This is a genomic window from Fusibacter ferrireducens (genome assembly GCF_015352425.1).
Lineage (GTDB): Bacteria > Bacillota > Clostridia > Peptostreptococcales > Acidaminobacteraceae > Fusibacter_A > Fusibacter_A ferrireducens.
On the sequence record NZ_JADKNH010000001.1, the window covers coordinates 408594 to 433690 of the forward strand.

General features: G+C 35.9%; 25 protein-coding genes, 1 other RNA gene and 1 other annotated feature. Of the genes, 5 read left to right on the forward strand and 21 right to left on the reverse strand.

Going from position 1 to position 25097, the window contains the following annotated elements; all coding sequences use genetic code 11:
* Nucleotides 1-337: 337 nt before the first annotated feature.
* Nucleotides 338-970 (reverse strand): transcriptional repressor LexA, encoded by a 633-nt coding sequence (lexA, locus tag ISU02_RS01995; RefSeq protein ID WP_194700097.1) that lies wholly within the window; start codon nucleotides 968-970, stop codon nucleotides 338-340.
* Between the two features lie 197 nt (nucleotides 971-1167).
* Between lexA and yneA the strand changes: the two genes are divergently transcribed.
* Nucleotides 1168-1527, forward strand: coding sequence for a cell division suppressor protein YneA (gene yneA, locus ISU02_RS02000; protein WP_194700098.1), 360 nt, complete (start codon nucleotides 1168-1170; stop codon nucleotides 1525-1527).
* A 185-nt stretch (nucleotides 1528-1712) separates the two neighbouring features.
* On the opposite strand, the gene ISU02_RS02005 is transcribed toward yneA, so the two are convergent.
* From ISU02_RS02005 to ISU02_RS02035, 7 genes are all read right to left on the reverse strand, one after another.
* Nucleotides 1713-2915: a tyrosine-type recombinase/integrase gene (locus tag ISU02_RS02005; protein WP_194700099.1), complete on the reverse strand. Its 1203-nt coding sequence runs from the start codon at nucleotides 2913-2915 to the stop codon at nucleotides 1713-1715.
* 417 nt (nucleotides 2916-3332) lie between these two features.
* Nucleotides 3333-4409 (reverse strand): hypothetical protein, encoded by a 1077-nt coding sequence (locus ISU02_RS02010; RefSeq protein ID WP_194700100.1) that lies wholly within the window; start codon nucleotides 4407-4409, stop codon nucleotides 3333-3335.
* Entirely contained in the window at nucleotides 4406-5269 is an 864-nt protein-coding gene (locus tag ISU02_RS02015; RefSeq protein WP_194700101.1) for a VanW family protein, read from the reverse strand. The genes ISU02_RS02010 and ISU02_RS02015 overlap by 4 nt, the downstream gene beginning before the upstream one ends.
* Before the next feature lie 180 nt (nucleotides 5270-5449).
* On the reverse strand, nucleotides 5450-6187 hold the full coding sequence (locus ISU02_RS02020) for a hypothetical protein (RefSeq protein ID WP_194700102.1): 738 nt from the start codon (nucleotides 6185-6187) through the stop codon (nucleotides 5450-5452).
* Between the two features lie 162 nt (nucleotides 6188-6349).
* Nucleotides 6350-6721 carry a SpoIIAA family protein gene (locus ISU02_RS02025; RefSeq protein ID WP_194700103.1) on the reverse strand — a complete coding sequence of 124 codons (372 nt, stop codon included), beginning with the start codon at nucleotides 6719-6721 and terminating at the stop codon, nucleotides 6350-6352.
* A gap of 178 nt (nucleotides 6722-6899) precedes the next feature.
* Nucleotides 6900-7622: a phosphatase gene (locus ISU02_RS02030; RefSeq protein WP_194700104.1), complete on the reverse strand. Its 723-nt coding sequence runs from the start codon at nucleotides 7620-7622 to the stop codon at nucleotides 6900-6902.
* A 201-nt stretch (nucleotides 7623-7823) separates the two neighbouring features.
* On the reverse strand, nucleotides 7824-8309 hold the full coding sequence (locus tag ISU02_RS02035; protein WP_194700105.1) for an HXXEE domain-containing protein: 486 nt from the start codon (nucleotides 8307-8309) through the stop codon (nucleotides 7824-7826).
* A 196-nt stretch (nucleotides 8310-8505) separates the two neighbouring features.
* Here ISU02_RS02035 and ISU02_RS02040 point away from each other — a divergent pair, with 196 nt between their 5' ends.
* Nucleotides 8506-9060, forward strand: a complete 555-nt coding sequence (locus ISU02_RS02040; protein WP_194700106.1) for a TetR/AcrR family transcriptional regulator — start codon at nucleotides 8506-8508, stop codon at nucleotides 9058-9060.
* A 105-nt stretch (nucleotides 9061-9165) separates the two neighbouring features.
* Here ISU02_RS02040 and ISU02_RS02045 read toward each other — a convergent pair whose 3' ends face one another.
* The 8 genes from ISU02_RS02045 to ISU02_RS02075 all read right to left on the reverse strand — a co-directional run bounded on the left by ISU02_RS02045 (nucleotide 9166) and on the right by ISU02_RS02075 (nucleotide 17327).
* Nucleotides 9166-9579 (reverse strand): hypothetical protein, encoded by a 414-nt coding sequence (locus ISU02_RS02045; protein WP_194700107.1) that lies wholly within the window; start codon nucleotides 9577-9579, stop codon nucleotides 9166-9168.
* 383 nt (nucleotides 9580-9962) lie between these two features.
* Nucleotides 9963-10397, reverse strand: coding sequence for a hypothetical protein (locus tag ISU02_RS02050; protein WP_194700108.1), 435 nt, complete (start codon nucleotides 10395-10397; stop codon nucleotides 9963-9965).
* A 318-nt stretch (nucleotides 10398-10715) separates the two neighbouring features.
* An RNA gene (gene rnpB, locus ISU02_RS02055) (RNase P RNA component class A) lies at nucleotides 10716-11054 on the reverse strand.
* Between the two features lie 141 nt (nucleotides 11055-11195).
* Nucleotides 11196-11747, reverse strand: coding sequence for an FGGY-family carbohydrate kinase (locus ISU02_RS23815; RefSeq protein WP_228727699.1), 552 nt, complete (start codon nucleotides 11745-11747; stop codon nucleotides 11196-11198).
* Nucleotides 11722-12639: an FGGY family carbohydrate kinase gene (locus ISU02_RS23820; protein WP_323984997.1), complete on the reverse strand. Its 918-nt coding sequence runs from the start codon at nucleotides 12637-12639 to the stop codon at nucleotides 11722-11724. Before ISU02_RS23820 ends, ISU02_RS23815 begins: the two co-directional genes overlap by 26 nt.
* 67 nt (nucleotides 12640-12706) lie before the next feature.
* Complete coding sequence (locus ISU02_RS02065; protein ID WP_194700109.1) at nucleotides 12707-13672, reverse strand: threonine ammonia-lyase; 966 nt, start codon at nucleotides 13670-13672, stop codon at nucleotides 12707-12709.
* 17 nt (nucleotides 13673-13689) lie between these two features.
* Complete coding sequence (locus ISU02_RS02070; protein ID WP_194700110.1) at nucleotides 13690-14703, reverse strand: ornithine cyclodeaminase family protein; 1014 nt, start codon at nucleotides 14701-14703, stop codon at nucleotides 13690-13692.
* Between the two features lie 200 nt (nucleotides 14704-14903).
* Entirely contained in the window at nucleotides 14904-17327 is a 2424-nt protein-coding gene (locus tag ISU02_RS02075; protein ID WP_194700111.1) for a valine--tRNA ligase, read from the reverse strand.
* 88 nt (nucleotides 17328-17415) lie between these two features.
* Nucleotides 17416-17695: a binding site (T-box leader), on the reverse strand.
* A gap of 221 nt (nucleotides 17696-17916) precedes the next feature.
* Between ISU02_RS02075 and ISU02_RS02080 the strand changes: the two genes are divergently transcribed.
* The 3 genes from ISU02_RS02080 to ISU02_RS02090 all read left to right on the forward strand — a co-directional run bounded on the left by ISU02_RS02080 (nucleotide 17917) and on the right by ISU02_RS02090 (nucleotide 20312).
* Complete coding sequence (locus ISU02_RS02080) at nucleotides 17917-18678, forward strand: FlxA-like family protein (protein WP_194700112.1); 762 nt, start codon at nucleotides 17917-17919, stop codon at nucleotides 18676-18678.
* 165 nt (nucleotides 18679-18843) lie between these two features.
* Nucleotides 18844-19197: a hypothetical protein gene (locus ISU02_RS02085; RefSeq protein ID WP_194700113.1), complete on the forward strand. Its 354-nt coding sequence runs from the start codon at nucleotides 18844-18846 to the stop codon at nucleotides 19195-19197.
* Nucleotides 19198-19550: 353 nt separating this feature from the next.
* Nucleotides 19551-20312: a hypothetical protein gene (locus tag ISU02_RS02090; protein ID WP_194700114.1), complete on the forward strand. Its 762-nt coding sequence runs from the start codon at nucleotides 19551-19553 to the stop codon at nucleotides 20310-20312.
* Nucleotides 20313-20479: 167 nt separating this feature from the next.
* On the opposite strand, the gene ISU02_RS02095 is transcribed toward ISU02_RS02090, so the two are convergent.
* From ISU02_RS02095 to madM, 5 genes are all read right to left on the reverse strand, one after another.
* On the reverse strand, nucleotides 20480-21622 hold the full coding sequence (locus ISU02_RS02095; RefSeq protein ID WP_194700115.1) for a sodium ion-translocating decarboxylase subunit beta: 1143 nt from the start codon (nucleotides 21620-21622) through the stop codon (nucleotides 20480-20482).
* 34 nt (nucleotides 21623-21656) lie between these two features.
* Entirely contained in the window at nucleotides 21657-22055 is a 399-nt protein-coding gene (locus ISU02_RS02100; RefSeq protein WP_194700116.1) for a biotin/lipoyl-containing protein, read from the reverse strand.
* A 47-nt stretch (nucleotides 22056-22102) separates the two neighbouring features.
* On the reverse strand, nucleotides 22103-22507 hold the full coding sequence (locus ISU02_RS02105; protein ID WP_194700117.1) for an OadG family protein: 405 nt from the start codon (nucleotides 22505-22507) through the stop codon (nucleotides 22103-22105).
* 37 nt (nucleotides 22508-22544) lie between these two features.
* Nucleotides 22545-24095, reverse strand: a complete 1551-nt coding sequence (locus ISU02_RS02110) for an acyl-CoA carboxylase subunit beta (RefSeq protein WP_323985001.1) — start codon at nucleotides 24093-24095, stop codon at nucleotides 22545-22547.
* 235 nt (nucleotides 24096-24330) lie between these two features.
* On the reverse strand, nucleotides 24331-25092 hold the full coding sequence (gene madM, locus ISU02_RS02115) for a malonate transporter subunit MadM (RefSeq protein WP_194700119.1): 762 nt from the start codon (nucleotides 25090-25092) through the stop codon (nucleotides 24331-24333).
* Nucleotides 25093-25097: the final 5 nt, after the last annotated feature.

Below are 25097 nucleotides of genomic sequence, written 5' to 3' on the forward strand. Positions count from 1 at the left end.
CTTTAAAATAAAATTTGAATGACTTTGCTCAAACTGATGTTGTTTCAAAATTGTAATCAAACTAACATTGTATTATATAGATACCCTATAAGCATTTCAATTACACGCGGTTGAAATAAATTTTTTTGGCTTAAATATTGTTATTGTAATAAAGCCGCTATATGACAATTGTATTTTTCATTGCCATTTCATGTATTTCATTATTGCCAAAAAAAATTTAAGTTACTTAAAGCATTAAAAGCATTAAAAAAAGAACTGCAAAATTAATGGCAGTTCTTTTTAGGGTCCATAAAAAATAATTCTAGTTATCTATAGCATCCATATACAACGCGTATGATTACATTTTCCTAAAGACGCCTCTCACACGACCTAATATTTGAACATCGTCTGCATAAATTGGCAACATGCTCGAGTTTTCGGGTTGTAGTCTAATTCTAGATTGTTCTTTGTAAAAAGTTTTAACTGTTGCCGAGTCATCAATCATAGCAACAACAATTTCACCATTATTTGCAATGCTTTGTTGCTTGACGAGAACGAGATCTCGGTCATGGATACCTGCTTCAATCATGCTATCACCTTTGATCTTAAGCATGAAATAATTACCTTCATCCACAAAATCAGAAGGGATGGGGAAGGTATCTTCAAAGGATTCAACTGCTAGTATAGGTTGACCAGCGGTAATTTCACCTATTATTGGGATAAATTTTGTATTTCTTTCTAAATCAGTAACATTGTCAGTAGGAGCATGATCTGTATTATCAAATATTTCAATAGCACGTGGTTTTGTAGGATCACGTCTAATATAGCCTAACTCTTCCAATTTTGTAAGATGCATATGTACAGTGGAGGTTGATTTTAAACCTACAGCTAAACATATTTCACGTACTGATGGGGGATAACCTTTTTTAGAAACTTCATCCTTTAAAAAATCAAGGATCTGCTTTTGCTTCTTAGAAATCGTAGCACTCATTATTTAGGTCTCCTTTTCCTTAATTTGCTTAAATCTTAGATTGAGTATATCATAAGTAAAAAAAAAAATCAAACATTAGTTCGATTTTTATCTTTACAAAGAACGTGTGTTCGTATATAATAAATTTAACAGAACAAACGTTTGTACCTATATAGTATTCATATATTATAATGAACACAAGTTAGAGGAGGTAGATTATGACTCAAACTAGACCTCATGTGACATTTGACAGCAGATTGTATAGAAGAAGACAGAAGAGACGTCGCTTGGTAATTGTAAATAAAATGCGCTTTATAGTTGCTACAATGTTGGCACTTATTTTATTAAGTATTATTTTTTCTTATATAACAGGTAATTTTATGTCGGTAGCATCGACAAATCAGGAGTATTTAGAAATTACAGTTGTTCCTGGAGATACGCTTTGGGACATTGCGTCTCAATATAATTATTATAATGAGGATATTAGACAAGTGCTGTATGACATACAGAATATCAATCAGATGACATCCAGTACAATCTATCCAGGACAAGTATTGATGATACCCATTTCTAAATGATCTATTTATATATGAACTATTAATATTCCATATAGTCCCATATAAAATGATATCCTATAAAGATTGATATCTTATATAAAGTGAAATTAAATGTTTGGATTTCACCTTAACTTTATGATAACTTTATCGTTAATTCAATAAAAGCCCATTTTAAATGGGCTTTTATTGAATGGTTCTTGAGAACGTTAGTTCTTTTTAGAGTTAGAGTCTTTTTTATGGTATTCATCCAAAAGTTCGTAATTATTGACCACATCTCGCTTTGCATCTTTTTTATGAGCGGAGTAGAGCTGAGTTGTTGTCACGTTATCATGATCTAACAAATTTTGAACATCATAGATTGAGAAACCATATTGAATTAAAGAGGAAGCTGCAGTAGCTCTCAACTTATGAGGACTATAACCAGCATGTCTAGGTGCTTGCATTGCTATTGCCGTATATTTTTTTACAAGTTCTCGAAGCGTTCGGACAGTCATTCTTCTGCCTTGTAGAGAAAGAAAGAGAGGATCACCATCTTCGATACAAGGCGGTCTTTCTAACTTAATGTAATCTTCAATTACAGCAAGCGCAGATTTATTAAGTGGCATATTGGCTTCTTTGCTGCGTTTTCTATAGATTTTAAACTCACCACGTGCGTAATTAATAGAGCTCAAATTCAATTGTTGAACTTCGCTAACACGTAAGCCGTAGGTTGTGAAGAGTACAAGTATTGCTTTATCGCGATATTTTGTCTTTTCCCAATACTGTTTTTCTTTATCTGTTAAACCAGTACCGTTTTCAACTGTATCAAGCATCATGGCAACTTCTTCAATTTCAAGGCGCTTAATGGCATCCGGTTGTGGCTTAGGCAGTTTAATTGGATTAAAACCTTCAGTGATGTTTGACTCTATTAACTGGTCTCTGTAAAGGAACTTAAACAGAACACTGATAGAGGATTTTTTTCTGGCTAAGGCACGATTATGATTTTCCATAATGTAATCAGCGTTTTCGGTTTCAACAATATATCTTGTACAAAAATCTCCAATAAAGAGATTGACATCTCGAGCAGTAATTTTGGAAAAGAGTTCAAGTGGAATATCTTTTGGTGTCTTGAATTCGTATTCCGCCATCAATGGTGACTCGTTGATCAAATAGTTACAGTAGAAAAGCAAATCACTTAAATAGGCAAGGCGCGTACTCAGAGCAACAGAATTTTTAAGATACAAGAAGTAATCAAATAAAAAATCTGGTAATTGAGCCTCAATGGATAAACATTTTTTGATCATGTCATTTTGTTTCTCAACAATATTATCAGGAACATCGGATTTGTTATGAATTTTGATTTTTTTATTATGAGGCGTTGTTCTGGAAAGAGAGGAGCCATCATCCTTAATTATTTTTTTGCGTGCCATAAAATTCACCTCAAATGGATTAATTTATAAATGGATTAATTTATCTTGGAGCAATTTTTTTATCAGCTCACAACTATTCCCTAAATATACATTTGAGGAATAGTTGTGCTTGACATTAGGATATCATACTTCTCGAGTCTTTTCAAGGCTTTTTAAAGATATGAAAATTATAGGATCTGTAATATATAGATTTTAGGATTTGCATAATCTTCTTCTCAACCTTCTTAGTGCATAGCACGTGTTTTTATAACCGATACAGACAGTTACATTTAACGTTTCATCATCAAAAATATTTCTGTCGTCGCTATTTGCGTCTCTAAAAAATAGATATTTAAATAATGTTATTGAAAATACTCGTTAACCTATAAAATCTTTAAAATCTTATTGTTTTAATAAAAAAATTGCCATAATTGATGGTCATGGCAATTCATTATAATATATTTTTGAAAATAAGCCTTCAGAGATTGTATAGAAACCTTTGCTATCAAGGTCTATACCAATGGATTCACCTAGAGGCTCGAAGGCAGACATCACATATTCGGGTTTAGTAGTTTGAATTATTTGAGAAAATGATTTTTGAGCATATCCCCTATGCCATTCCCATGTATTCCCATACGTTCTAATGAGCAATGTGTCTTGATCCCTTGATAAATCTGCAGCAGTTACAGCATATGGAAAATTGATTGGGGATAAAAGCAAATGCCTAAAATCGATGTGATAGCCCTCTGTAAATTGTTTGATATTGATGCTGCCTTCATAAGAAAGCTTGTTAATCCCATCTGATTTAAGATTATCTAGTGGTATACTAAAAATGCCTGTAATCCCCTTGTAGGTTTTGGAAAAAAATAAGAGTTCCTTTTGCTTGGTATCTACAATTATGGCCTCAATATCAGGCGTAGCATTTTCGATATTATTAATGATATTATTGATAAAGGCGTTTTGATCAGTGTATTGGATTTCTGGAACGTCTGGGAACTCTAACTCATAAATTTCAAATTGGCTGATCTGATAGGTTTGCCCACTGTTTTCTGATGGTAACTCACAGAGATCAACGAGTAAATCGGGTTCTTTGAAAAAAACTAACTTAGGGGTTGAATTGGTTCTCATTTTTGTATTACTGCCCAAATCTGAGAGAATCAAATAGCTTTCACCTTGATCATCTTTATAAATAGATATGTCTTCAATATCCCTGAGATCTATACCATTAATTTCAAATTTTTCTCTTATGTTGCCACGCTTTGAGATAGCATAGATAATGTTGTCATGGCCACTATCATTGTGTACCCACAGTGTATCGGCATTTTTTTCGCTGACAACCAATCCTGATATTTCATTTAGTCTGAAATCTCTTATTTTGCCAGTGATAACACCTGTATCCGAAGGCTTGTAAAAATAAAAATAGTATGCAATTGCTGTGAGTATGATCATGAGCAGAAATAATCTAAAGATGAGTTGTTTAAAAAAATCTGCCACTTGTAGGAGCAATACTTTCATAGCGTTATGTCCCCCGCTTTTAAATCTTTAATATCGGTAACATCATGATCTTCTAGTGGTTCATAAACCATTAATGCATGATTTTCCGTGACGTATTCTACTCTAGTTTTCTGTGTTTTTGTATTTTTAATGCTTCTGTACACTGCATTATGACGTATATACTCATTGAAGCTATTTTTTTTAATCAGATGGCGCTCTTCAAATACTTCGTAAATTAATAAAGGCAGTGTTAATGAACGCAATTCACCATAAAGGACACCATTCTGATAGGTCATAATAATCTGAAAAATAGAATCTGTCTTGTTTTGAAATTTGAGATCGTACTGATTATGGATGCAAGTAGCGCCAGTGCCAAAAGGTCTTTTTCTTAAATCATCAGGATATAGATCATAGTTATGGCGATACCGCTCTACTATTTCAAGTTGAGAGTGTAAAACAATCCAATATAAGAGATTGGTTACTTGACTGACTGCTGGTGTAGTGCCTTTAATTTTTTGACTCGCAAAATTACTGGGTGTTTTAAAAAGTTTATTTTTATATCCAATGTTTTTCCAAAACGAAAATATGGCATTGGGTTTAATTACAAGACCATTTAATTTAGTAACAAGATACTTGATTTCCGCTTCTTTTATTTGAAGTTCATATGGCTCAAGCCTTTCATATGAAGGTATCAATATAGATTGATGCTTGAAATGAACATGAGGCAGTTTTTTATCTACTCTTGGGAGTACTTTTGTTCTTAAGTTCTTTAATTTTGCATGAAAAAGCAAGCCTATCCAAGACCAAATTGTATTTCTAGATTTTGAAAAATCGGTGTAATGACTTTTTTTTATGGCATTTTCAAAAACAGATGGTTTCATTGTGAAATCTCTTTCTTAATTTTGCAGACATAAATCGTCACTTTTAATTATATCAAAATTAGCATCCTAGAACTATTAAAAGTTAATTAAAAGTATAAAGCGCGAGTTGGTAGACGTAACATAATTATGTCTACCAACTCGCGCTTTAGTTTCAATTTTGATCCCCCATTCAAGTGCCTGCTAATTTCTATAATGAATATGTTCTAATTGTGGCACATGTTCAAAGTGAATAGGTTCATTTTTATATAAAAATCTAACTGCATCTAAAGGCCAATCCACAAGCTGATCTTGTAAAAAACCATCAATTAAAATTATTTCTGTCATTGAGCCTCCTGTAGAACCCTGAAAATAGAGATTTTCCCACTTATTTTGAGTGGTTTTATCTCCTAATGAAGAATCTAAATTGGTTAAGTTGACAATTGCAGTTCGCTTACCATCAATGATCTCAACCGATTTGACATCAATGGAAACGTTTTCGAAATAATGCTTTTGTAAATAGGAAGCTAAATATTTCACCTTGTCCTCATCGGTTAAATTAGGTGATAAGATGCCATAGTGGTCTATATAGGGTAATCCTTCATCATCGAGAAGCTTAAAGACAAGCAGAGATTCTTTCTTATAATCATGACTTATAATTTCTACTTGTTGTTCAAGCTCCTCATTAAGTCTAGTGAGTGCTACTGTGTAATACTGAAGCGCCTTTGAATACGCATCCGCATTATCTTCAATCGTTTTTTTATGCGTCTCATCAATTTTGTTGAATTTATGATTTAAAAAATCAAATTGCGATTTATACAGATCTACTTTTTCTTGGAGTATTTTATTGGTCAAAAGTAAAGTTTTCATATGAAATTGCTGCCATGTCAGTGCAGCAAGTAATAAAATGATAATGCTTATAAAAGATAATGTTTTCTTCATCACTATACCCCTCAATCGGCTCAAAGTTTTTGATGATTCAATTCACCTTTATACTAATTTAGCATAAATGATAACCGATATGCACCTATTAGACGTTAAAAACATTTAAAAAGTTTCATTCAAATTCTAAAATTAATGAATTCTTGAATGAAACTCTTTATTTTACTTATATGCATTAAGTGTTCGAAGCCATTTTTTTGCTTCTTCTTCTGTTTTAAATATGCTGAACTCTCTACCAGTGAGTTTCCCCACAGCTTCAATAGCAACTCTTTGCCAAGTGCCTACACCATAGAGTGCAGAAGCTTTTACGTAGGATTTGTTTTGTGCAGATACTTCTTCAAAGACTCTTGTTGTATTGCGATCAAAAGATATTGAATTTATATTTGTAATTACATAAATACCTTTTGTCCCCTCTTGTTCAATAACTTCGTGTGACTGATTGAGTAAGACGACAACTTCTTCTTTTTTTAAATTCGAAAAATCTTGATATAGTATTTTTTCCCCGTTAATTTCATCCCATTTAAAGCGGTCCATATATGTAGTAACTCCTTTCGATGGTCAAAAAATAAAAGATACATATACTTTATACCCTAAAATGATGGAAAATACGCAAATACATAGGTGTATTTTGAAAATTATAACAATAATTTTACGATCAATATAACCATGCTTTTATGATCAAACTGTAAGTTGTTTTACAATAAAACTTATTTTAAAGTTCTTTTGAAGGTTTTAAGTATGAAAATAGACGGTTTATATCATCGTTGACAACTAAGTTTTTAGGAAAATTAACTTCTTCAATGAGTTTTATAGCGTTTTCAAAATTGCCAATATCACTGACATAATGCGCATCACTTCCTAAAATCACTGGAACTTGATATTTGGCACAAAGTTCTAACAATACAAGATAGTTTTCTCTAGCATTTTGTCTGACAGCAATAGGAGAAAGTGAGCTGTTATTTACTTCAAGAAGGACATTGTTTTCTTTAGCTGCTATGACCAGTCTTTCGAGTTCTAAAGGATATCTGCTATCATCAGGGTGTCCTATAATATGGACTTTAGGATGTTTCATGGCATTTATTAAAGCATTCGTATTTTCTGTGGCACCTAAATTCTCAAAACATGGAATATGAAGACTTGCAATGGCATAATCCAGATGCTTCATATCATGATCCGATAGATCGATATCGCCTGCGCTATTGAGTATATTGAGTTCAACACCTTTTAAAACTCTTAGGCCTTCAATAACTTCAGGTAAAACTTTTAAATTTCCAAAATAATATTCTTGAGCACTTCCCGGCATTTTGGGGGCGTGGTCTGAAACACCTAATAGTTTAAGTCCCCTTTTTTTTGCCGCAAGTATATTTTCGTTAAGTGTACTATAGGCGTGTCCGCTGGCAGTCGTATGTGTGTGTAGATCGAATATAAATCGCATTTTTTTGAATCCTCTCTTTTAAATAATCCTCATGGGAAAATTAGATTAGTTGTATAATTGCTTTGTTGCACAAGAATTATACCAAAAGAATGCATAGATATCAAATAAGATACATTAAATTTGAGCGGCAATTGTGAAAACATCTTTAAAAGTATTTTAAGAGCGTTTTAAAAGCGTTCAGAAACTCTTTTAAAACAGGCTTTATTGGCTCATTACGTGTTGAATCCCTTTTAAATTGAGCATAAATACCAATAAACATATAATGCAAGATGCAACAAGCTCAAATGCATTGTAATGTGTTCGTTGGATCACTGCTATTAAAATCCAAATACTAACTGGAAGCGCTAACAGTGCTGTGAAAGCACCTGGCACAAATCTTTTGACATGAAAGCAAAAGATAAAATGTGGGATATAATGGAAGGTCACAGCGAAGAAAGTGCCAATCCACACAAGGTAGTTTTGACTTATAACCGTGTAAAATGCAACGCCTATAAACAAAATCAATTCTTCTAGAACAGCCATAGAGAATTTTTCCTGTGACTTAAAATGGTCATAGGGTTTAAAACCTGTGGGTGCAAGAAATAAATCTTGATTTTTGTTTTTCCATGTTTTGATCAAAATGATTTCCTCAAAGTCATGAACAATGAAAATGAGAGGTAACATCCAAATAAGTGTTTCTATAGTCATAAAGACCTCCTTTTGTATCATAGCATTTAGTGTCTCATTTGAGACACTTTATATTATTTAGTATAATGAAATTACCCCAATGGTCAATGCATCCAGTGAAAGTGCTACAAATTGGCATGAGTGTGACACCATAAAATTATAAAATGAGTCAACTAAAATATGAAATGAGATATTACGATAAAGGAGTGAATTAAAGATGCAAAATCATTCTAAAGAAAATCCGTCTGCAAGGCGGTCCAAACAAATGTTGGTTTCTGCCCTACTCAAACTTATGGAAAAAGAAGAATTCCATCTCATTACAATACAAGAAATTACGGACGAGGCGGTACTATCAAGGCGTACATTTTATAGACATTTCACACAGAAAGAAGACATTCTTAATTATCACTTTGAGGCAATAAGTGACCAATATGTGCAGATGCTTATGGAGGCTGATGATTTGAAACTGCCTACAATTTCAAAAGTGCTTTTTACTTTTTGGGCACAACATATTGATATGTTGAGATTACTTCACAAGCATAATTTATTATTTCTCGTACTATTGTCCATGAATAAACAACTCCCCTTGATTTATGACTATTTTAAGACGCAACGTTATGAATTTGGAGATGTGGAAAGTACTAGATATGCACTGGCTTATAGTGCAGGTGGGTTTTGGAATATGCTTGTACTCTGGTTGGAAGAAGACACACCTAAAACACCGGAGGCGCTTTCCGAAATTATAGCTAAGGCGATTCGAGCGAATCTTTAATTCTATGATGTAGGAGAAATGTAGTGGAATTTGCATTCACGTTTTTATTTAAAAAATAAAGCACTCTAGCGCTAGAGTGCTTTATCATGGAATCATAGTCAAATCTTACTCTATTTTTTCGATTGTCAAGTTTAAGTCTGTAGGATCTGTTGATGAGTCAACGCATAGGCAAGTCACTATATATTCTTTTAAAGTGTCATCACTTATTTCTACATCAAATGAACTTGTCGTATTAGGGAGCGTTTCAATGGGATAATACATGGAAGAGTCTGACGGATCACAAAATATTGTGAAAATATGCCCACTAGCTGAGACTGTAACTCTGTATGTACCTTCAGTTTTGAAATTTAGAGTATAGGATATAGCCTGCCCTGATTGCAATGTATTATTTTGAGTAAATGTATCTCCCACGATCCATATGTTATCAAGTGTATCTGCAAATGTAGGTGCCATACTAAACACTAAAATAAGTGAACAGATTAAAAGCATTGATATTTTTTTATGAAGTAATTTAGTCATATTTTATCTCCTTTTAAAAATATTAATAGTTGAATTACGAGTGATTTAAAATCGCCTCAAATATGATGGAATGATTAAAAACTCAGGTGCTGATTTGAGGTTTTATTTGATCTGTACAAATCATATACATATGCTACCATTTAACGGATCAATTGTAAACAAATCTTCAAATTTCTAATTCATCTTTAATCTGCTATACACATTAATGACACAAAAATTAGATCGTTAAATGATGGCGAACCATTATTATTTTATCAGAAGGAGGTATTTTTGACTCAAAGCTAAAGCTCTTTGGAACCACTAGTAGAACCGGTGGTTTTCTTTTTACAAAAAATAAAGCACTCTAGCGCTAGAGTGCTTTATCATGGAATCATAGTCAGATCTTATTCTATTTTTTCGATTGTGATGGTATAATCGTCATGCGTGACTAGAGGTTTATTTGGATCAAGTGAACGACCAAGGCATATATAGAATAACTCATAACTGTTCAGTTTATCTGCAGAAACAACTATATCAAATGAATTTGTTGTATTTTCATCAAATTCATTTAATTCAGAAAAAGAACTGTCGGTCAAATCAGATAGTATAGCAGCGGTACTGGCACTTGACCATACTGTAACTCTGTATGTACCTTTAGATTCAAAATTTAAATTGTAGTTTATATATTCACCTAATCCGAGCGAACCCGTATCTGTAAAACTATCCTCCACTACAACTATAGTATCAGCTGTATCTGCAAATGTAGGTGCCACACTAAACACTAAAATAAGTGAACACATTAAAAGCATTGATATTTTTTTGCGTAATAATTTAGTCATATTTTGTCTCCTTTTATAAACGTTTGAGTAATGTTGTGTCAAATTACGAGTGATTTAAAATCGCCTCAAGTATGATGGAATGATGAAAAACTCAGATGCTGATTTGAGGCATTATTTGATCTGTACAAATCATATACATATGCTACCATTTGATAGATCAATTGTAAACAAATCTTCAAATTTCTAATTCATCTTTAATCTGCTATACACATTGCTGACACAAGTACACATTAAAGACACAAAAACTAGATCGTTAAATTATGGTAAAAAGACTGCAAAAAAACAAAAACACTAGCTTTTAAAGCTAGTGTTTTCAACTGGTTGAGTAAATCTATAAGCCGAGTTCTGTATTAGACAATCATCTATCTAGACGTATTGTTACCAATACGTTCAAGCGACCTACCACTGGGGGATACGAGCAGCATCCTTTTTATACCCTAACTTGGTCTTGCTCCAGATGGGGTTTACAGAGCCACATAGTCGCCTATGCGCTGGTGAGCTCTTACCTCGCCTTTCCATCCTTACCTCTCCTAAAAGAGGCGGTCTATTTCTGTTGCACTTTCCTTGGAGTTGCCTCCACTGGGGATTACCCAGCACCCTGCTCTATGGAGCTCGGACTTTCCTCATGCCAAAGCATGCGATTGTCTGATTTACTCTATCACATTATATAGTATAAAATAGGAATTTGCAATACAGGCACCTCTTAAATCACATTATTTTTCCCATTATATAAATCACCTCTGCTCAAGGAGGAGACTTAAACAGAGGTGTTCACGGGAAATTCTATTTCAATTGAGGCTACTTGACCTCTTTAAAAAGTGATTTTAAGCCAGGATATAATTTTGCAAACTGCTTGTACTTTTCGTCATAGAGGCATACGCTATTTGCATTTGGCTCATATGAAATACTTGTTGCAATGAGCGCATCACAAGCATTTTCCACAGAATCATAAACGGCATTTCCCACTGCGGCAAGTATCGCTGCACCGTAAGCAGGTCCTGCATCTGTTTCAAGCTTGACCACTTTTGTATTGAGCATATCAGCGATCATTTGACACCAAAACTCGTTTTGTGCACCGCCGCCATTGATGCGTATTTCTTCTACAGGTTGTCCAAGTGCACTGAAAATTTCGAACGAATCTCTAAGGCCAAAAGCAACGCCTTCAAGAACCGCTCTGCTCATGGCAGCTTGATCATGTGTCATGTTAAGACCCCAGAATACGCCCCTTGCGTCTGCATCGTTATGTGGACTTCTCTCACCCATCAAATAAGGTAGAAAGTAGAGCCCGTTATCTATTGACACCTGTGAAGCGCTTGCAAGAATATCATCGTAAGTTTTCGTCTTGCGCATCTTCCACCCACCATTTCAAAGCACCTGCTGCTGAGAGCATACAGCCCATAAGATGATATTTACCATTGGCATGACAGAATGCATGAAGACCGTTATTGGGGTCTTTTTGAAAGGTTTCAGAGTTGATAAAAACCACGCCTGATGTTCCAAGTGATATTGAACACTTACCATTTGCCACAACGCCACCACCCACAGCGGCACATGCTTGATCCCCACTGCCGATGATGATTTTAACCTCATCAGATAAGCCAAGTGACTTTGCAACAGATGATTTCAAAGTACCTATGGATTCGTAAGACTCATAGAGCTTTGGTAGTTGATTTTCAGTCAGTCCGAGGATTTTTAACATGTCTTTGGACCATTTCTTATTTTCTACATCAAGGTATAGTGTTCCCGATGCATCTGCATAATCTGTTGCAAACACCTCACTTAAGCGATATGCCAAGTAATCCTTTGGCAACATAACTTTATGGATTTGCGCATATAAATTGGGTTCATTTGTTTTCATCCATAAGAGTTTAGGGGCTGTAAAACCTGGAAATGCAATGTTACCTGTATATTGAGTCAATGCATCTACGCCTATGGTTTGATTTAAATAATCCGTTTCCACAGTGCTTCTTTGATCATTCCATAAGATGGCAGGTCTTATGACTTCGTCGTTTTGATCTAAAACCACAAGTCCATGCATTTGACCACTAAAACCAATGCCTTTAACCTCAGCTTTATTGATGTCCTTTAAGAGTTTTATCAGACCTTCAATACTTTGATCGTACCAATCTGTTGGATTTTCTGTAACAAAGTCGAAAGCTTCGCTGATTTTATCGAATTCAAATTCATGTGTGACGATACTTTTAACATTGATGGTGCCACTGCTAATCGCATTGATTGCCACTGGATATAAATTTCTGTAGTATCATATTCGCTTAATGATTCAACTTATTTTTATTAAAATTAAATAACTAGTATTGATTGAGAAGACTTGCTAATAATTTGCCATCAATGTTGCCACCAGATAAAACAAGAGCAACATTTTTTCCGCCAATTTGTTCTTTATAGTCCATAATGGCTGCTACAGTCATACAACTGCCTGCTTCAACGATATATTTTTCTTCTTTTGCCATAAAGCTGACGGCCTTTGCAATAGAAACCTCTGAAACGGTTAAAAATTCATCTACATACTCTTTTGCAAGTTCAAAACTCAATTTACCAATACCACCAATCACAGCATCACAAATGGATTCTTTAGAGGGATATGCTTCATAGAAAATACGATCTCTATAGGCGGCGATCATTGCAGGACAGGCTTCGGTCTGTACACCAATAATTCGAATCTCTGGTTTTAATGTTTTTGCTGCCACAGCAATGCCCGTGATAAGACCACCGCCACCTATTGGCACTATAATGGTGTCAATTTCATTATTTTGCTCTAGAATTTCAATGGCAATAGTCCCTTGCCCCGCATAAATCAATGGATCGCTATAGTACGCATCAATAAAGGTCAAACCTGATTTTTCAATGTATTTCATACCAAGTGCATGTGCTTCATCGTAATCTTTGCCAAGTAAAATCGTTTCGCCACCAAAGTACTTAATCTTATCTATTTTACTCTGTGGGGTGTTTTGAGGGATGATAATTTTAACATTTTTGATACCTAAAAGTGAGGCTGCATAGCTAACAGCACTTCCGTGGTTACCTGATGAGACTGTTGCAACACCACGATTTTTTTCTACTTCTGTCAAGGTTAACATTTTATTTAATGCACCACGAATTTTAAAGCTTTTTACCTTTTGAAAAGATTCTAGTTTAAAGTAATAATTGGTGTTTTCATTGCCAAGAAAGTAAGATGCCTCTAGTGGCGTTTTACGAATAAAGTGTTTAACACGTTCATGTGCTTCAGATACATCTTTCAAATTGAAATTTGACATGATAGAAGTCCCCCTTTTTATAATTTTGATTTTAAACCCACATGATTTACTTCTGACAGTTGAAGTGCCAGTTCTGCTGTGGCAATATCCAATAGAGCCATTCCTGTTGCATCAAATATCGTTATTTGATCATCGCTAGTTCGCCCTATGACTTTATTCAGTATCAAATCACCGAGTTCACCAACTATATTTGACTCAGTTATGATACCTTGTTTAAGCGGTATTTCTATTTCCCCCACTTCTAAACAATGCATTTTATCGTCAACAAAGATAATAGCTGATGCCATAATATCAGAATCAATTTCTTGTTTGCCCTTCATATCTGCACCAATGCATGAAATATGAGTGCCTTTTTGAATCCATTCTTTTTTTATGATGGGGGTTCTTGAGGGGGTCACAGTAATGATAATGTCGCTCTCTTTAACGGCAGACTCAAGTTGGTCGGTCGCTTTGAAAATAACATCCTTTGAACAAATATCAAATTCATATTGAAGTCTCTTTTGAATACTTGAAACAAATTTTTCAGATTCTGCTATGTCGAGAGCCGTGACCTGAATTTTTTTTAGATGAGGCAGTACCGTTAACATTGCAGCAATTTGAAAAATGGATTGGTTACCAGCGCCCACAATTAACAAATTTTCTGAATGATTTCTCGCTAAATACAGAGCACCTAAAGCGCCTGCTGCTCCAGTCCTCATACTGGTTATATAAAAAGCATCTGTAATACCAATTGGAATCCCCGTTTCAGCACTATATACGGCAATCAATCCAAATAGAGTGGGTAGATTTTTTTCTACGTTTGCACCAAACCAAGTAACGGTTTTATGTCCAAAGATCTGTTTGTTTTTTAAATAACCAGACTTGATGTCCAGATCGGCTTTATTTGTTTCAAAATCATAAAATACAGTAGGCCAAACATCTGTTAACCCTTCACTTTTTGCTTTGTAAACGGATTCAACTACGTGAATGACTTGATCCATTTTAAGAATTTTAGAAACAGCCTCTTTGCTTAATACTTTGATTTCAACCATGCTATTTACCTCCGTTGTTTTTTTAATAATGAAAAAGCACCAACGCTCATCCCTCCTAAAAATAGGCCCTAACGGAATGAGAATTGGTGCTTTTATCATCCTTGCCCGGGGACAAAGATAAGCATCATATTATTTATTTGCAGTTATTATAGCATTGATTTTTTTTAAAAACAATGCCTTACTTAAAAATAATGGTTCATTTACAAAGTGATAGGTCTGCTATTAACGATTAACCGCTTGGTATTACAGCATGCAATAATGTCCATTTTACTTTCAAAGAAAAGGTCTTGAATCTCTGATGGACTTCCGATAATTACTTCATCAATTTCAGATTTCATAGAGAGTGCATTTTCAGATTTATACCTTCTCACCTCAGCAATTGCTGTCTTTAGAGTATCGCCAAAAATTAAATATTTATCTTTTAGAAGCGTGATTTCACACCATTTCATTTGATGTAGTGCCTCAAATTGCTCTCTATCTTTATAAAAAATTTGATAAATATACTCTGTGATATGTGGTGTAAAAATAGCATAGAGTTTAAGCATCATGAGCAGTGAAATATAGAGTGCGTATTGGGCACCTGCACGTTCTGGTACGCCATGTTTTTCGGGTTTATAAAGTCTCTCTTTTACGATTTCAAGGTAGTAATCACAAAAATCTCGCCAAAACAAGAGATCAATTTCATGTCGAGCCAGACCAAGTTCATACTGATCTAAGTGCTTTTGTGCTAAAAGCATGGTTTCTTTACAGCGTTCTATGATCCATTTATCAACTGGCAGAAGTTTCATTTCATTTTCGAGTGAAAAGTCACCTAAATGAGATATAGAAAACTTAGAAGCGTTCCAGAGTTTGTTGATAAACCGTTTTGCACTTCCCAGCTCATCTTCAGAGAAAAAGGTATCCGTTCCAAGTTTGGCTGTAGCCGCCCAATATCTGATAACATCAGCAGAATGTGTCTGGATGAGTGCTTGAGGTGATAAAGTGGCATTGTTCTTGGATTTACTGATCTTCTCCCCTTTTTTCGCAAGTACAAAGCCACAGATCATGATGTCTTTCCATGGTATTTCCCCTGTATGATAGAGACTTTTAACGATGGTATAAAATGCCCAAGTTCTGATGATTTCATGTGCCTGTGTGCGCATGCTCATGGGCATAAGAGGGTCTCTTTGAAGTGTAAGCTCTGCACTTGTTTGATCTGGTCTTATACGCTTGCTCTTTTCGCCCCAAAGCGCATTAATTTGTGGTGTTACGGATGAAGTTGCCCATGTATCCAGTACAGCCGTTTCGGGTATGAAAGTGTTACAGCCACAAGTACATGGTGATATTGGATTAGATTCAAGTGGATTTACAGGCAGTTGACTTTCATCTGCAAGTTTCGGCTCACCACATGCTTCGCAATACCAAACCGGAAATGGTACGCCAAAGTATCTCTGTCTGGAGATACACCAATCCCATTTTAAGTTTTCAACCCAGTTTAAATAGCGTTTTTTCATATGGGCTGGATACCAGTTGATTTGATCTGCAGCCTTTAGGAATCGGTCTTTTTCGGTGAGAATGTCGATATACCACTGTTTTGAAGGTATGATTTCAATCGGGGTGCCGCAGCGTTCATGAACTGAAACGTGGTGCTTGATATTATCACTGTTGGTAAGTAGGCCGTTTTCTTTTAACAGCGTAATAATCAGTTGGCGCCCTCTTTTGAGTGGTAAACCGCCAATAAAAGGTGTTTCTGGTGAAATTGTGCCATCATTCATTATCACTTTTCGATAAGGTAAATCATATTTTTCATACCATTCGAGATCCGTTATATCGCCAAATGTAGCACACATGACGATGCCACTGCCCTTTTCTATTTGTACAGTTTCATCTGCAATAATGGGGATTTCATAGTTATAGAGCGGCACTATGGCTGTTTTGCCTATGTGTTTAGCATGGCGACGATCATCTGGATGAATAAACAATGCTGTGGTGGCATACAAAAGTTCTGGTCTTGTGGTGGCAATTTCTAGTGCCTCACCTTCCGTTGTTTTGAAAATGATCGTGTTAAAAAGAGTTGATTTTTCAGTAGATTCAAGCTCAGCCTGTGCAATGGAGGTTTGACACTCTGTACACCAAAGTACGGGTGAATCCTTGTGATACGCCTTCCCTTTTTCATATAAATCGATGAAAGAGCGTTGAGATATTCTTTGGGAAGTTGGGTTGATGGTTTCGTATTGTAGTGTCCAATCCACAGAAAACCCCAAGGATTGCCACAAGGCTTTAAATTCACTTTCATACTTTTGTGTTGTATCAATGCATTTTAGTGTAAATTCTGAGCGCGTTAAATCTTTTGCTAAAATTTGTGATTCCCTCTCAACGAGCCTCTCTGTTGGAAGACCGTTGTCATCAAAGCCAAAGGGATAAAATATATTGTAACCTCTCATGCGCTTGTATCGTGCGATCATTTCCCCTTGTGCATAGGAGAATATATGACCTATATGAAGACTGCCACTAACAGTGGGCGGTGGTGTATCTATGGAATATATAGGCGCTTTACTGTCTGGATCAAATTTGTAAATGTTGAGTTCTTTCCAGAGTGCCTGCATTTGGGCCTCAATTTCTTGATGTTCATAGTGCTTTTTCATAAAAATAACCTCCTGAATTTTAATGGATCTTATTAGAATTGACTTTAACGAACACAAAAAAAACCGCCCTGAGAATAACTTTCGCTATTCTTAGGGCGGATGCTTATGCGTCCGTGGTACCACCTAAATTCAGATTATAAAAATCTGCACTCTACCAATACGGGAAACCAAAATAAAGTACATTTCAGTCCGATATCGTTTTCCATATAACGGTGGAAAATGCCGTTGAAGTCTACTCAGATCATGTCCGCATCTTTTCGGTTCAAAGCTCAAAGGCTACTTCCATACACACTTCATGAAGATTTTCACCAGACATCTTCTCTCTACTTTTCAGGGGTGTATGTACTCCTCCTCGTCAACGCTGTTTTGATGTGTTCGTTTAGACTATACTAAGACTTTTTTTTAAGATTGTCAAGATGCTATTAAAGATTAAATAGCATTAATTTTAGATTTACGTAAGGTGAAGGCATTAAAATCCTTGATATTTAAAAAAAAAGTGAAATTTGCTAAACTATTTAAAATATATTTCGATATATATTTTAGAGCGCCAATATAATAAAAATAAATTTGAAGAAAGGAGCATCTGATCATGAAGGTAGATCGTACGACTCAACCACATGAACCAGCAAGTGGATCAGTTAAGGCAAGTGAACAAGATCCAAGATTAAAATCCATACAAAAGCAAATGGAAAATGTTCAAGAAGAAATGAAACGCTTATCTGAAAATAAGAACATATCCCTTAAAGAGAAGGAAAAAATGATGAAAGAATTGCGTATGGAATTTCAGGATTTGAAATGGCAGTTCTCTAATCGACAAAAGGAAATTGTTAAAGAAAAAATGGAAAAGCAAAAAAATATGAACAAGACGGAATCAAACCATAGTAAGGCGACTGAACCTCTACCAGAAAACAATTTAGAGATGAATCCATTAAAAGCAGTTCATAATCTTATTGGTGTAGAAGCTTCATTGGCAGAAATCAAAGCAGTAAATGCGATAAAAAAAGATATGCAAAATCAATCTGATATTATAAAGTCAGAAATAAGGTTAAATAAAAGATATTCTATGCCCATTGAGCGAAAGTTAGAAGCCGTCTACAAATTGAATGAAAAAATCAAGAAAATGGATGACATGAGTAATAAAAGCTATTCTAACATTCAAGAATCTAACGAAAAATCAAAGAAAATGGTCACAAAGACGACTCAAAAAAGTGAATTGGACATAGAGCAAAAAGAAGATTCAGACACTGGTAATCCAGAGCAAAAAGAAACATCTAAAGTTAAAGAGAAAGGTGCACAATGGAAAAAATCAGAAAATGATAATGGACAGTCGGTATTGGATATGCAAATATAGATTGATGAGAGACACAATAGTATAAACACATGCAGTTGACAGACATCATCCAATAGAAATCAATATGTTTGAAGACCACATTTTTATGAAAATGGTGTGGATTATTAGTATAGCTCTACCCTACATTGTTATAACACTACCCTACATATGAAAGGAATAGATCCAATGAAAACAAGTAATGCAACTCAGGCAATTAAAAAAGTCATCAACCCTGTTCAGAAAGTACAAGATTCTCAAGTTGCAGCACTTCAAGGTAAAGTGGAAAAAGTTAGAAGGCAAATGCAAAATTTAGTGCTCAATAAAAATTTAACCCGAAAAGAAAAAGATGCAGAGCAAAAAGTATTGCAACATAAATTAGATGTTATAAGCCAAAAAATCGTTGTGAGACAGAATCAAGTTTTGAATAATGAATATGAAATGATGGTCAATGAAAGTACTTCTAGTCACAACATGAGTTACCAAAAAAGTTATCAAGAAATTTTAGATGAAAAAATTAAAGCCCTTCAAAAGAAGGCTTGATCGTTATTAAAACAACAAGATTTGAGCCGAAAGCTGTGCTGAGGGATGTTCAACCTCAAACAGCGTCAGCGAAAATCGCTTTGAGACATCGGGAGATGGCTCAAATGTTGTTAATGCAACAAGATTTGAGCCGAAAGCTGTGCTGAGGGATGTTCAACCTCAAACAGCGTCAGCGAAAATCGCTTTGAGACGTCGAATGATGGCTCAAATGTTGTTATAGTTTATCCGTTGAGAAATACATGTGAGCAAAAGTATTATAATATGGCGTTTAATAGAAAATATGCTATTTAACCAAAATGCATTCTGATGGAATTTGTTGAAACAAACGGATAAAAGAAAGGATGGTGAATTCATTGAAAATAGCAAATAATATTCAGTTGAGTGAGAAAACATATAGTCCTGCCCAAAACGCACAAGATTCACAACTTAAGGCCATTCAAAACCAAATAGAAAATGTTAAGAAAAGGATGCAAAGTTTAATAGAAAATAAGAGGATGAATCCAGAGGAAAAAATTGAAAAGCAAAAGGCATTACAGGAGGAAATGGATGCTTTAAATCAAAAGCTCATAGCAAGACAAAATGAAATAGTAAGAAGTAAAATGAAGACAAATGAAAGTCAAAATCAAGTGACTAAGACCGATGAAAAGGTTATGACTCAGAACCAAAGTAATGCATCTTTGGAAACGGATAAATATGCGACATTGCAAAATCTTATTCTTGCTGATGCTTCATTTTCACAGACGAAAACATTGAATGCCATCAAAAAAGAGATGATTGGTCAAGCAAAGATTTTAAAAAATCAAATATCAACAGATCGCAGTCGTGGTATGTCGTCTGAACTTAAAGAAAGTCAACTCTCTAAATTGGAAGAGAATATCGATAAGACAACATCGAAGATTGCTCAGGGCCATAAAGATGTCGATAAGTTAGTTGAAAAATCTAGAAATGCAACACAGAAGAAAAATAGTACATCAGAAAAGAACGATGATGTAACCGAAGATGATGCAACTAAAATGAGTGCTGTAAGTGTGGACACAGTAAATAATGATAGTATAAACAACAAAGGGGTTCATAATAAAGATACTCATAGTGAAAAAAATGAAGAAAATGCTTGAAAAACAAGTATATGGTTATGATTGATCCGTAACTAAAAAAGAAAAAACCCAATAAATTTGAATACAGGGACTGTAAATATTTTCATGTCAATAATGACTACAAAATATTTACAATCCCTGTATGATTCAGATTTGTTGGGTTCTAATATGCTTTTAAACGGCTATTTTTAAAATCCAGAGAAAAGGGATAATAGTACTCCAGCAGATACTGCGGAACCTATTACACCAGCAACATTTGGGCCCATTGCATGCATGAGCAGGAAGTTGCTTGGGTTCTCTTTCTGTCCAACCACTTGTGATACCCTTGCTGCCATTGGTACCGCAGATACCCCGGCAGAGCCAATCAGTGGATTTACAGGATCTTTTGTAAATTTATTCATAATCTTTGCAAGGATTACACCTGCGGATGTTCCAATACCAAATGCAACAACCCCAAGACATACAATTGCAAGTGTCTGTAAATTTAAGAATGCCTCTGCAGTTGCTGTTGCCCCTACAGTTACACCGAGGAATATCGTTACTATATTCATCATGGCATTTTGTGATGTCTCAGATAGACGTGCTACAACACCGGATTCCTTGAATAAGTTCCCTAACATGAGCATCCCAATCAGTGCAGCTGCCGGTGGTACGATCATTGAAACAATCAGCGTTACAAGAATTGGGAAAAGTAACTTTTCAAGTCTCGATACGGTTCTAAGCTGTTTCATTTTGATCATACGCTCTTCCTTTGTGGTGAAGAACTTCATGATTGGCGGCTGAATAACAGGCACAAGTGCCATATAAGAATATGCTGCCACCGCGATGGATCCCATCAAATGTGGTGCTAATTTTGAGGACAAGAAAATCGCGGTTGGACCATCTGCCCCACCTATAATCCCTATGGATGCCGCTTCAGGTGGTGTAAACAATCCTGAAGCAATGGCACCTAAAAAGGTGACAAATATACCGAATTGTGCTGCCGCACCAAGTAGTAATGATTTTGGATTTGCAATTAGCGGTCCAAAGTCTGTCATCCCGCCTACGCCTAAGAAGATCAGCGGTGGAAAGATCCCCAAGTGGTCCCCTTGATACAAGTAGTAAAGCAATCCCCCTGGTTGATCATGTCCAACCGGTGGTGCCATCAACCCTGCAAGTGGTAGATTAGTCAAAAACATACCAAATGCAATAGGTACAAGTAATAATGGTTCGAATCCTTTCTTAATTGCCAAGTAAAGCAATAAAAAAGATACTAAGATCATACCGACTTGACCCCAAGTGATTGCACTAAAGCCTGTACTCATATAAAAATCTTTTATCGTTTGAATCATAGTGCATCTCCTTTCAATTAATTATCTTTGGATACTATCCAATAACAATTAATACATCCCCTGAATTTACTGATGCACCTTTATTGACATTGATTGAAACGACTTTTCCAGCACTTGGTGCCATGATTTCGTTCTCCATTTTCATTGCTTCTAGAATTGCAAGTACATCCCCTGAATTTACTGCATCTCCTACTGCTACCTTGATGTCAAGTACTGTGCCTGGCATTGGTGCAGTGATTGTTTCGCCACCCGTTGCACCCGCTGGTGCTGCCGCTGGAGCCGCTTTTGGTGCTGGGGCTGCCTTTGGAGCAGGTGTTGCTGCTGGTGCAGAAGCTCTCTGTACTGGTCTTGGTGATGGTGTGCTCACGCCACCTATTTCTTCCACATCTACTTCATATGTTTTCCCGTTCACGGTGATATTAAACTTTTTCATAAATAAGATTCCTCCATTAATTATTAATTAACGCTTCTATTGAGCTGTTAAAATCTTGAATTCATAACATCACTTCTACCTGCACGTCCCCATACGGGCGTTTCATCATTGATACGTGTGATATTGGTCACAATGATGTTGTGCATTGAGGTATTGAGCGATGCTGCAATGGCTGCTGTGATCACAGCAATTAACGCTTCGTCTTCTTCTTCGTTCACAGTCGTTTGAGCTGGTGCTTTTGGAGCAACTGCCTCTGTTACTGCTGGCTTAGAGCCCCCTTCAACTGCTCTTATTATTCTCGACATCAGCGCTGTTAAGGCCCATATCAAAATAAGTGCAATGAACGTAATCCCCATGCCAAGCAAAATAACGTATAGTGTTGCCATCATTTTATCGCCTAACGTCATTTGAGCGAAGGTTTCAGCATGCTTAAAATTTTCTAAAATTTGCATCTTTTCACCTCTTTATAATTATATAATCACAAAATGATTATAAAGGAATATTGCCATGTTTTTTAGCAGGTCTCGTTTCTCTCTTAGATGCCAACATATCAAATGCATCTGCAAGTCTTGGTCTTGAAGCCGATGGCTCGATGACATCGTCCACAAAACCTCTCTCTGCCGCTTTATATGGCGTTGCAAATTCATCTGTGTATTCTTGAATCACTCTTGCTCTTGTTGCCACAGGATCTTTGGCTTCTTTGATTTCGCCTCTGAAGACGATGTTAGCAGCACCTTGAGGTCCCATAACTGCGATCTCTGCTGTTGGCCATGCCAATACGAGGTCTGCGCCTAAATGTCTTGAACCCATGGCAATATAAGCACCACCGTATGCTTTTCTTGTGATTAGAGTGACAAGTGGTACAGTTGCTTCAGAATAAGCATAAAGCATTTTTGCGCCATGTCTAATGATACCACCGTATTCTTGGCCAGTGCCCGGTAGAAAACCTGGTGTATCTTCTATAGTGAGTATAGGAATATTAAAGGCATCACACATTCTAATAAAACGTGCGGCTTTATCAGATGCATTAATATCAAGGCATCCAGCCTGAACGCTAGGCTGGTTGGCTATAATCCCTGTAGAACGCCCATTAATTCTTGCAAGACAGGTGATGATATTTTTTGCATAATGTGGTAAGTATTCCATATAGTCTTCTTGATCCACTAAGGATTTAATAATATTGAACATGTCATATGGTTTATTTGGACTGTCAGGAATGATACTGTTTAACCGTTCATCCATCTGGTTTGGATCAGTATCAGTCTGAAAAACAGGCGCTGACTCCATATTGTTCGATGGCAAAAAGCTCAACAATCTTCGAATTTCAGTGATACAATCTTCATCTGTTTCTGATATGAATTGAGAAACGCCACTTACAGAGTTATGAGTCATTGCACCGCCAAGTGCTTCTGCGGTGACATCTTCCCCAGTAACCGTTTTGATAACTTGTGGGCCAGTGATAAACATTTGAGATGTCTTATTTACCATGAAAACGAAGTCCGTAATCGCAGGTGAATAGACAGCGCCGCCAGCACATGGGCCCATAATCGCTGTGATTTGAGGAATAACACCAGAAGCAAGGGTATTCCTGAAAAAGATATCGCCATAGCCTTTAAGCGCATCAATACCTTCTTGAATTCTCGCACCACCGGAATCATTGATACCAACTATTGGTGCACCAACTTTTAAAGCGCCATCCATAGCTTTGCAAATCTTTGCGGCATGCATTTCTCCAAGTGATCCTCCGATAATGGTGAAATCTTGTGAATAAGCATAAACTAATCTACCATCTACTTTACCGTATCCTGTAATAACGCCTTCTGTGGGTGCATCTGTTTTTTCCATGCCAAAGTTAGTACATCGATGCTTAACAAATGCATCCATTTCTACAAATGAACCTTCATCAAAAAGCAAATGGATACGTTCTCTTGCAGTGAGTTTACCTTTGTCATGCTGTTTTTGAATGGATTTTGCTCCCCCGCCAGCTATTAATTTTTCTTTGTTCTTTTTAAGCAATTCTAGTTTCTCGCTCAAATGAATCCCTCCTTTTATCTTTGTTAAAGCATAAAATAATGATTGACTCATAAGAATCAATCACTATATATGCATTGTACCATTCTCTAGGTGTGTGCAGTATAACATATTTATATACAATATAACATATTCATATAGAATATAACATATTTATATAGAATATAATATCATTTTATATAGAAAATAATAAATTTATATACGTTATAATGTATTTATATACTTTTAGTTAATCAATTCCCTTTTATAGGAAAAGTTTTAAGAACATATAGCCTATGGATGGGCATAATAAGCTACCTAGGCCAGTATAAAACGTTGCAGTCATAGCACCATAAGGCACCAATTTAGGATCAGTTGCAGCTAGCCCCCCGGCAACACCACTTGTTGTTCCGATTAGACCGCCGTAGACCATAGCTGTTGTTGGATTGTCGAGCTTAATCGCTTTTGCGATGAAAGGTGTGATGATCATTGTAAGAACGGACTTCACCACGCCTGCAGCAATTGAAAGTGCAATGATTTCTGAACTTGCTCCAAGAGCAGTTCCGGTTACAGGACCAACAATGAAAGTAACGGTTCCAGCACCAATTGTTGCCACGTCAACAGGATCATGATATCCCATTGCATATGCGATTAATGAGCCCACAATAAATGAGAATACAACACCTAATAAGAGTGCAACGCTTCCAGGCAGGCCTGCCTTTTTTAGATTTTCAAGTTTGGCGCCAAAAGCAGTGGAGATAATGGCAAAGTCTCTAAACATAGAGCCTCCAAGTAGCGCAAATCCTGAAAAATATGTGATATCTGAAATGCCTTTCGATCCTCCAGTAAACTTACCTGCAATAAAAGCCAATATGAGGGCAACGACAATGGCTATAGCAGAGCCCATTCTCTTTTGCCCAATGACATTAGCAAACCAATAAGAAACCAACATAATAAGTGCGACGGCTCCAAAAGCGCCGACTAAAGGATATTTTGTAAACAGCGTTGAAATTATTTCTGAAATCATAAAAG